11 protein-coding genes and 1 pseudogene are annotated in these 8,930 nt (G+C 44.3%); 10 read left to right on the top strand and 2 right to left on the bottom strand.

Annotated elements, in window-relative coordinates; all coding sequences use genetic code 11:
* From NIES208_RS19100 to NIES208_RS15195, 3 genes are all read left to right on the top strand, one after another.
* Positions 1 to 296: tetratricopeptide repeat protein (locus NIES208_RS19100; RefSeq protein WP_171971787.1), on the top strand; the 296-nt coding region annotated here is incomplete at its 5' end.
* Between the two features lie 290 nt (positions 297 to 586).
* Positions 587 to 802, top strand: coding sequence for a hypothetical protein (locus NIES208_RS15200; RefSeq protein ID WP_216349421.1), 216 nt, complete (start codon positions 587 to 589; stop codon positions 800 to 802).
* Positions 799 to 1,053 (top strand): type II toxin-antitoxin system RelE family toxin, encoded by a 255-nt coding sequence (locus NIES208_RS15195; RefSeq protein ID WP_075893832.1) that lies wholly within the window; start codon positions 799 to 801, stop codon positions 1,051 to 1,053. Before NIES208_RS15200 ends, NIES208_RS15195 begins: the two co-directional genes overlap by 4 nt.
* 111 nt (positions 1,054 to 1,164) lie before the next feature.
* On the opposite strand, the pseudogene NIES208_RS18725 reads toward NIES208_RS15195, so the two are convergent.
* A pseudogene (locus NIES208_RS18725) lies at positions 1,165 to 1,281 on the bottom strand (agmatinase); the annotation flags it as partial.
* A 6-nt stretch (positions 1,282 to 1,287) separates the two neighbouring features.
* Here NIES208_RS18725 and NIES208_RS15190 point away from each other — a divergent pair.
* Genes NIES208_RS15190 through NIES208_RS15180 form a run of 3 tightly spaced genes read left to right on the top strand, consistent with a single transcriptional unit; the run spans position 1,288 to position 2,201 of the window.
* Positions 1,288 to 1,572: a tetratricopeptide repeat protein gene (locus NIES208_RS15190; RefSeq protein ID WP_075893831.1), complete on the top strand. Its 285-nt coding sequence runs from the start codon at positions 1,288 to 1,290 to the stop codon at positions 1,570 to 1,572.
* A 19-nt stretch (positions 1,573 to 1,591) separates the two neighbouring features.
* Positions 1,592 to 1,897, top strand: coding sequence for a nucleotidyltransferase family protein (locus NIES208_RS15185; RefSeq protein ID WP_075893830.1), 306 nt, complete (start codon positions 1,592 to 1,594; stop codon positions 1,895 to 1,897).
* On the top strand, positions 1,884 to 2,201 hold the full coding sequence (locus tag NIES208_RS15180) for a HepT-like ribonuclease domain-containing protein (protein WP_075893829.1): 318 nt from the start codon (positions 1,884 to 1,886) through the stop codon (positions 2,199 to 2,201). The genes NIES208_RS15185 and NIES208_RS15180 overlap by 14 nt, the downstream gene beginning before the upstream one ends.
* Positions 2,202 to 2,686: 485 nt before the next feature.
* Here the strand turns inward: NIES208_RS15180 and speB are convergent, their stop codons facing one another.
* Complete coding sequence (gene speB, locus NIES208_RS15175; RefSeq protein ID WP_075893828.1) at positions 2,687 to 3,601, bottom strand: agmatinase; 915 nt, start codon at positions 3,599 to 3,601, stop codon at positions 2,687 to 2,689.
* 154 nt (positions 3,602 to 3,755) lie between these two features.
* On the opposite strand from speB, the gene NIES208_RS15170 reads away from it, so the two are divergent.
* The 4 genes from NIES208_RS15170 (at position 3,756) to NIES208_RS15155 (ending at position 8,688) form a co-directional block, all read left to right on the top strand.
* On the top strand, positions 3,756 to 4,433 hold the full coding sequence (locus NIES208_RS15170) for a protein phosphatase 2C domain-containing protein (protein WP_075893827.1): 678 nt from the start codon (positions 3,756 to 3,758) through the stop codon (positions 4,431 to 4,433).
* A 2-nt stretch (positions 4,434 to 4,435) separates the two neighbouring features.
* Entirely contained in the window at positions 4,436 to 6,283 is a 1,848-nt protein-coding gene (locus NIES208_RS15165) for a hypothetical protein (RefSeq protein ID WP_075893826.1), read from the top strand.
* 274 nt (positions 6,284 to 6,557) lie between these two features.
* A complete protein-coding gene (locus tag NIES208_RS15160; RefSeq protein ID WP_075893825.1) occupies positions 6,558 to 7,001 on the top strand; it encodes a hypothetical protein in 444 nt (147 codons plus the stop codon).
* A 76-nt stretch (positions 7,002 to 7,077) separates the two neighbouring features.
* Positions 7,078 to 8,688 carry a serine/threonine protein kinase gene (locus NIES208_RS15155; protein WP_075893824.1) on the top strand — a complete coding sequence of 537 codons (1,611 nt, stop codon included), beginning with the start codon at positions 7,078 to 7,080 and terminating at the stop codon, positions 8,686 to 8,688.
* Positions 8,689 to 8,930: the final 242 nt, after the last annotated feature.

The following is an 8,930-nucleotide window of genomic DNA, read 5'->3' as shown; positions in this document are numbered from 1 at the left end:
GGAAAGAATTGCTCGGCGATCGCCATCCCTCTGTGGCGACTAGTCTGAATAACCTCGCCGGATTGTATGTTACTCAAGGGAAATTTACTAAAGCTGAATCTTTCCGTTTGCAATGTTTAGAAATCGAGCTAGAAACCTTAGGACAGGATCATCCACAGGTGCAGCAAAGTCTTAATAATTTTGTTGGTTTACTTCAAGCTGCGATGGAGGCAGAAGCATTAGACAAATTAAGCGATCACCCCATCACTCAAGGTCTATTGAAACAACTTCGAAATATAGATGAAACGTCCGCTTAGGATGAGTAAAGCGAGGCACAATTTATCGCAATAAACCCACTATTTTCATCGAGCGTCACCCATGATTTTTTAATCTTCATAGCCTTCTGTAGGGGGCAATCGGAATTGACCCAGAGACTACTTTTCCAGCCCACGAATCTGTCATTGATTGCAACAGTTAACTGTGGGCATTTCCCGAAATGCCCCTACACAAATCATCGATATGGCTAAATACCCCAAAAAGATGCGTAAAGACGGACAGAAATTTTCTTCGACATTTAAAATATGTGTAGCCCCACTGCATTTAGGCAATGACGATGACCCCGAAAGAACAACTCATCCAAGAAGTCGAAGCCTTTCCCGATGACCTCCTTGCCGAAGCCCTCGACTTTGTGCTGTTCCTCAAAAAACGCTACATCGAAACCGATATCACCCCAGAAGAACAAGAAACGATTCTCACTTCCCAGACCGCCTATGACCGAGGAGATTATCTGACCCTCGAACAATACGAAGCAAACCAAGCATGAGCTATCAGATCATCATCCCGAAGCCCGTGCAAAAACAGCTCAACAAATTGCCCGCACAACAAAGAAAACAGGCCATTACAAAAATTCGTTCCCTTGCTGATGAACCGCGACCGAATGGAGTCAAAAAACTAAAAGGCTACGATGACTCTTATCGTGTGAGATTTGGTAATTATCGAATTATTTACAAAGTCCAAGATCAGGAATTAATCGTGTTGCTATTGAGTGTCAGCCACCGCAAAGATGCTTACTAATATGCAACAAACACCTTACCTTGTCTGCAGCATCAACTACTGAGACTCCTGACTGCCTAAGACATTCTTCCCCAAGGCAAGACACAAGCGATCTTGCTTTTCTGCTCGACCTTACCATTGCTCTCTAAAGTTTTTCTCGTGCCAATAACCGATTAATTTATAAACCAACTTTGCCGCCGTGTACTCCGAGACGACATGTCCCGCAATCGGCGCTAACTCCATCACATCGCCCTCTTGTCTGAGTCCCAAGGGAAATATGAAGCCGCCGAACCCCTCTTCATTGATGCCCTCCAGATGACGAAAGAATTGCTCGGCGATCGCCATCCCTCTGTGGCGACCAGCTTGCATAATTTAGGTACACTTTACTATCAACAAAGCAAGTATTCGCAAGCACAGGAATTCATCAGTCAAGCTGTCGAGATTTTGCTCCCTGTCGTCGGAGAGCAGCATCCAAACGTTCAAATCTCTTTGTGGTACCTAGATCAGATTCAGCAAGCTATCCTTGAGCAAGACAGTTGATGTTGTTATCCAAAGGCGAATGCAGACTCTCCCCATTTCATTCACCGAAGCAGACATACAAGAATTTTGCGAGCGATATTTTGTTGAGCAGTTAGCACTCTTTGGTTCAGTGTTGCGGGATGATTTTGGTGTGGCAAGTGATGTTGATATTCTTGTTCATTTTCCACCAGAAAAAACACCCAGCTTTTTTACCATGAGCGAGATGCAGGATCACCTCACAAAGATTTTTGGACGCACAGTCGATCTCCGCACTCCAGAAGAACTTAGCCCATATTTTCGCGAGAAAGTCCTAGCGACGGCACTGGTGATTTATGACAAAAATTGATGATCTCACTCGCTTGCGCCATATGCGCGATGCTACGGCTGAAATCCTCACATTTCTCCAAGGTCAAACCAAAGCGGATCTTGAGGGCAACCGTATGTTGCAGTTGGCGGTGATTAAAGACCTAGAGATTATTGGAGAAGCCGCAAACAATATTTCCGCCGACACAAAAACGACCTATCCAGGCATTCCGTGGCGGCAGATGATTGGGATGCGAAATCGTCTTGTGCATGCGTATTTTGGCGTAAACGTTGCTGTTGTTTGGCAAACAGCCCAAGAAAACTTACCTAACGTCAGTTATGGATAAGAATGTAGCCAAAATTCTTTAGAGAAAAGGAGACATGGAGAGGGAGAGACACGGGGAAGCAACGAAAATTTGCATTTTTTGAAAGCTAGTAGGATTGTTTGCATAGAAATATCTCCCGATCTCTCGCTCTCCCATTCACCGCGTCGTACTTCCGAGCATGCTTAAGCAAAACTCACGTTACCTACACTTTTGACAGACTTAGAACAAGTACTTCGTGATTTCGACCAATGAAAAGCGTCTCAGTCCCTCACATCACTAATTTACCGAAGTTGGCGTTATGTTTAGAGGCGATCGCCACAAATGCCTAGATTTTTCTTCTATATCCTGTGATTTGCAGCTACCTTCGCAGTATTCAATGTATTCGCTTTGCGTGTGACATCACCTATTGAAAACCCTAATCGCCTGAGCTACCTTCCTCAAAGAAGGACACTAGAAACCCTCTAGAACTTATTCGAAATTACTATATCTTTGTTTTCTGCTCGACCTTACCATTGCTCTCTAAAGTTTTTCTCGTGCCAATAACCGATTAATTTATAAACCAACTTTGCCGCCGTGTACTCCGAGACGACATTTCCCGCAATCGGCGCTAACTCCATCACATCGCAGCCAACCACGGTTTTTTGCTGAAACAGTCGCCGCAAAAATTTTAATGTACCAAACCAATCTAAACCGCCCGGTTCCGGCGTACCCACCCCGCCGATCAGACTTGGGTCAATACCATCTAAGTCAATCGTTAAAAATACTTTTTCTGTCGCAATATTGGCGATCGCCGCTTCGATCCAGTGGGGATTTTGGTGGATATCCCATGCCCAAACCACCGGAATATTTTTGGCGGCAATCAGATCAGCTTCTTCCTTACACAGACAACGGATCGCGACGGGCAAGCTGGGTAAACCCAAATCCATAATGCGACGCATGACACAGGCATGGTTATGTTCAGACCCCTCAAAAGTTTGGCGCAGATCCGCGTGGGCATCAATTTGAACCACCGTAAACGGCTCGTCGTAAAAATCGAGAAAACCTTGCACCATACCTGTTGTAATCGCATGTTCACCACCGAGAGCAATCACAAATTTATTGTCGTCCAATAATTTTTTTACAGTGCTGCTCGTCTCCTGCAACATCATTTCTGGCGATAAATCAGGATGTTGTCTCGTGTCGGCGATCGCCGGATGGGTGAAAATCCCCAAATCAAAACAAGGCTCACAACGCAACTCATCATCGTAATATTCCAGTTGGTATGAGGCATCCAAAAGCTCGGCAGGGCCACGCTCACAGCCCTTTCGATAAGTCGTGGTCACCTCATAGGGAATTGGCAAAATGACCACCTGCGCTGTTTCGTAGGAGTCGTAAACCTCGTCCCCAATAAAATTTGGCAATTTAGCGTTTGATTCATTCATCGGTTTCCACAAGATTTTGAATTCTGCCACGAACTAGACTACCCCAAAGATTACTGTTTCCATCGGCGTTTTGCCGCCTCCGCTTTCACACCACCCAACAAAAGTGTTTTTGCTACACTATAATAAAAATAGAAATATTTAAGCGTGAAAAATTATGGACGATTTTGAGTGGGCGGCGGGTTCTGTAATCGGTCGAGAACACCAACGGCTCCACAAAAATAATCAAGATGCGATGCTCGTCACCTCAACCGATGATTTTCTGATCGGTATCGTGGCAGACGGCTGCGGCAGTCAGTCCCATAGTGAAGTCGGCGCGTGGTTGGGTGTGAATTTACTAGCCGAGGCGATCGCCGCCCATTTACCAGAACCTTTAACCCCAGAAACATTTCATTTACTTGGTGAAAAAGTACTTACTCAACTCCCAAAAATTGCCAATTTTCAGCAATATTATCTGTTTACTTTATTAGGATTTATTGCAATAAAAGCAGAGGTTTTTATCTTTGGTTGCGGTGATGGGACATATGCAGTTAATGATGAAGTGAAACAATTATCCTTTCCTAAAAATGCGCCGCCCTATCTCATTTATCCAGACACAAAATTAGAGCTATACGAACAAATTAAAATCTCTCAGATTGAATCTTTTTGTATCGCAACTGATGGCATTGACGATTGGCTAAAAGAAAAAGAATTAAATGAGTTTTGGCGGTCTGAGAAATATTTCAAAAATCCAGATCAAGTACGTCGTTGTTTGGCGATCGCCAACAAAAAAGAACATTTACTAAAAGATGACACCACATTGATTACTGTACGCCGCAACCAAAAAAGTACTTAGAAATGCAATATTTTATTCAAGGAAAACCCATTCAATTATCCACTTCTAAAATTATTGGGCAAGGCGGCGAAGCTGAGATTTACGCTCTGAATTCCAAAGAGGTTGTCAAGCTCTTCAAATCACCGCAACATCCCAGCTTTGCTAATGATAAATCTGCCCAAAAAGCAGCGCAAGAACGTATTATTAAACATCAAAAAAAATTACGACAATTTCCGAAATCCCTACCGAGCAATGTTCTTGTCCCCAAGCAGTTTGTCACAGACAATGATGGTCAAATAGCTGGCTACACAATGGATTGGCTCCAAGACGCTCAGCCTCTCTATCGTTATGACGATCGCCGCTTCCGTGAAAAAAATGGCATTGACCATGACCAAATAACCGAGATTTTTATTCGCTTACACCAAACTTTAACGACGCTTCATCAGCAAGGAATTGTGGTTGGTGATTTTAATGATTTAAATATTCTCATTAAACGAAATATTCCCTATTTTATCGATACCGATTCTTGGCAATTTCAATCTTTCTCATGTAAGGTTTTCACCCCAAGATTTGTTGATCCTATTCTTTGTGATACCAACTTGAACTATCCAGATTTAGTTTTATCTCACAACATCGAATCAGATTGGTATGCTTACAGTCTTCTACTATTTCGCTGTCTACTTTATGTAGATCTTTACGGTGGTATTTATCCAGATAAAAAGATTTCTCAAATTGCTCGACCACTCTATCGTCTCAATATTTTTAATGCCAAAGTAAAATATCCCAAGCCTGCTCTGAAATTTGAGATTTTAAATAAAAATTTAATTGATCACTTTAAAAAACTTTCAGAAAAAGATAAACGGGGAATTTTTCCTCTAGATTTATTGAGAAATTTAGCATGGCAAACCTGTACAAGCTGCCATCAAATTTATAGCCATCAATATTGCCCGACTTGTCAAAGTCAGCCTATTATTTTCGCGACACCAACATTTACTAATAAACAACTGATTTTTCACACGTGCGGCACTATTATCGCAACACAATTTACACCACATAATCATTATTATCTCTACTGGGAAAATGGCGAATTTAAACGCGAAACAGGCGCAGTAATTTTTAAAGGCGATCGCCACCCAGATTTACAATTTTGGCTCGACGGCGATCGCACTTATATCGGTAAAAGTGATACGGTTTTGTGTTTTATCGGCTCAGAATTACAACCCGATTTAACGCTACAAGTTGACCGTTACCGCCAACAGCCCTGCTTTACTTGCGCAGGCGGGAAACGCTATTGGCTCACCCAAGGGAAACTGTGGGGCGATCGCCGTCTTGGTCGTGGTTTTATTGGTGATGTTTTAGACTCTCAAACCTACTTTTGGGTCGAAAATAATATTGGTTTTGGGCTCTACCAAGTCGGCCATTTGCTGACTGGCTTTATCTTTTATCCCGAACGACAGGGCATTGACGATCAAATTTCATTACCGTCATTTTCTGGCGAAATTTTGGACATTAGCTGCTACATCAACACAGACATTTGGCTACTGCTTAGCGTGCAACAGGCAGGAGAAATAAAGCAACATATCTATGTTTTTGACACCAAAGGAAATCGGCGATCGCAGCACATATTCGAGCCAGAAACCCTCCCACAACTACAAGGACATTGTGCCACCGAACAGGGTCTTTACCTTGCCACCGATGATGGTCTGCAGCTTTTAACCGTAGAAAATCACAAGCTAGAATTCCACAGCCTCACCCCGTCAGATCAGGGATTTGAGTATGGCCAAAACCTTGACCAAATATCCACAACCCTCCTGCTCTGGGATCATCACCATATTTACCAATTATCCACCGCTACACTGTCCAAAAACTAGGCGATCGCCACCAAAAATACAAAAAAAACCATAGGCGAACCAGCTGCAACCAATTTTTTGAAGTAAACAAGCCCTACAAAATTCACCGAATAAAATTCACCGAAGCACTCATAACTACATACAATAGATATGCCAAGTGAATTCATTGCGAAGTTATCAAAAACACGGGATAAGCCTAGCAATGAAACGCTGGTTTTTGCAGGGAAATTTGTGCATCACGAATGTTAGCGAGCCGGCAATAGCGGCAAATAGTGGCAAGGAGTAAAACAGGATTGTGACCCACAGTTTTTTATTAGAAGCAGGGCGATGGACGCTTTCCGGAACATGGATCGAACGCAATCAAATGCCGATCACCGTTAGGGGAAAAACCATTGTTGCTTGGGGTCAGAACAACTGGTTCACCATGGTGACAAAACTTGTCTTTCCCGAAGCGGAGCGTCCGGAGATTTCCTTTCAGTACAAAGGTCGCCTCGATAGCGGAGAACGACAATACACCTACGTTCTTCAGCAGAGTATCCTCGGTCGCGTCGAAGGAGAAGGTTGGGTTGGGGTAGAATCTATCATTCAACGCTATTGGGTCTTAGGCGATCGCCAGCGCCGTAGCGGCTTTGAAACCTACTACCGAGTCAGCCCAGACCAATATCAATATTCTGGGGGAATCCTTGCAGGACACTATCTCACCAGTACAATCGAAGGAACATTACAACGGCAAACCTAAAACCGAACCCCTCAAATTGCCATAAACCACATTAATTTTTTTTCGCAGTTCGACAAATCATACTTTTCCCATCCCCATGAGCACAGATCCCAACATCAATCGCATACTTGCCGAGCGATACCGTCTCGCCGACTTAGTCGGTCAAGGCGCAATGGGACGAGTTTACCGCGGCGAAGATACAACCCTCGGTGGTGTGACCGTTGCCATTAAATTTTTATCCCAAACCCTGCTGAACGACAAAATGCGTGAGCGCTTCGAACGAGAAGCCACAATTTGCGCCCTCCTCAGCGAAAAAAGTATCCACATCGTGCGCGTCCGAGACTATGGCGTTGACGAACATGATATTCCCTTCTACGTTATGGAATATCTACAGGGCGATAACCTCAACGACATCATCGCGAAAACCCTGATGCCCCTACCTCGCTTTTTTAAAATTGTGCGGCAAATTTGCCTAGGCATGGAAGCCGCCCACGAAGGCATCAAGTTCAATGGCGAACAAACAAGCATTATCCATCGAGATATCAAACCCAGCAATATTCTCGTCCTCGAAGATGCATCTCTCGGAGAATTAGTTAAAGTCCTTGATTTTGGCATCGCTAAACTCAGCCAAGCCGGAGCCGCCCAAACCCACTCCTTCATGGGAACCCTTGCCTACTGCTCACCGGAACAGATGGAAGGCAAAGAATTAGACTCCCGCTCTGATATCTACAGCTTCGGCATCATGATGTACGAGATGCTGACCGGGGATATGCCTATAATGCCAGAGACAAACTCCTTTGGAGGTTGGTATCGGGCTCACCATGAAACCCCTCCCATTCCCTTTGATCCAAATTTAAGCGTGCCAACGCCCCTAGCCTTCATCATCATGCAGTGCATGGCAAAAAGCCGGGAGGATCGCCCTCAAAATGCTGGGGATATTTGGCGAGCCATGGAGCCCCTAGCAAAACAATTTGACCGTCCGTTACCGCAAGTTGCTTTCCACCCCGATGCAGCCATTTCCATACCGCAGGTTAATGTGACGGACGAGTCGATCGCCGACCCAGAAGACAACACACAAATTATTGCCGCCAGTCAACGGCTAGAAGCAAGAGCTCAGACCCAAAGTCGCACTAACGATGATGTCACCATTGCTACTGCCGAAATCTGTAAGCGCTTACCTTGGCCTAACGATAAACCACAACAAAAAATTGTCTTTCCCCAGGTCATCACGGAAGAGCACCATGCGATTCCCAGTTTGTGGGGCATGTTAGATAGGGAAGAGCTGCAAAAGCGTTGTCGGGATAGTCGCTACAACCAATTTCTATGTATCGAAGTTCCCCATCCAATGCTGCTCTGGATTACGGCGCTCTATAACAATGAACTCGGCGCTAAGTGGTTACCTTGTTATCTTGATTTAAAAACAACGGTGGGTCAGCAAATTACGCGGACTTTGGCACAACGGGGAGACTATTGTATTTTGCTCTTCGCCCTTGGTCACCCTGAACGATGTATGCATCTCACTAAAGCAACGATCGCCATACGACAGCGACAACAATTAATTCGCTGGGCGGATCAAGGACAGCAACTGCGGGGGTCTGATCCTGATGCCAGTAAACAGCGTTTGCGGGAAGCCTACCAGGAGCTTAAGGGCAAAATTTTAATCAAGCTTGAAGCGGCACGCACCAATACAAATTTAATGGATTATTAAGTATGGATCACCAAGTAATGACTGCTGGCATGAATGGTGATATTTTGTCCCGCGTTTAATTTTTGTAACCTGAGTTCGGTTTAAGCATGGTCTGGAATGACGACGCGGCGAAAGGGAGAGCGAGGGATGGGGCGATTTTTCATTTAAACAATTCTAGATTCTAGGTGTCAGAAAACACAGACCTTCGTAACGTCAGTTATGGATAAGAATGTAGCCAAAATTCTTTAGAGAAAAGGAGACAC

Source organism: [Limnothrix rosea] IAM M-220 (assembly GCF_001904615.1).
GTDB lineage: Bacteria > Cyanobacteriota > Cyanobacteriia > Cyanobacteriales > MRBY01 > MRBY01.
Note: the sequence above shows the minus strand (reverse complement) of the source record. Positions and strands in the feature narration are given on the sequence as shown.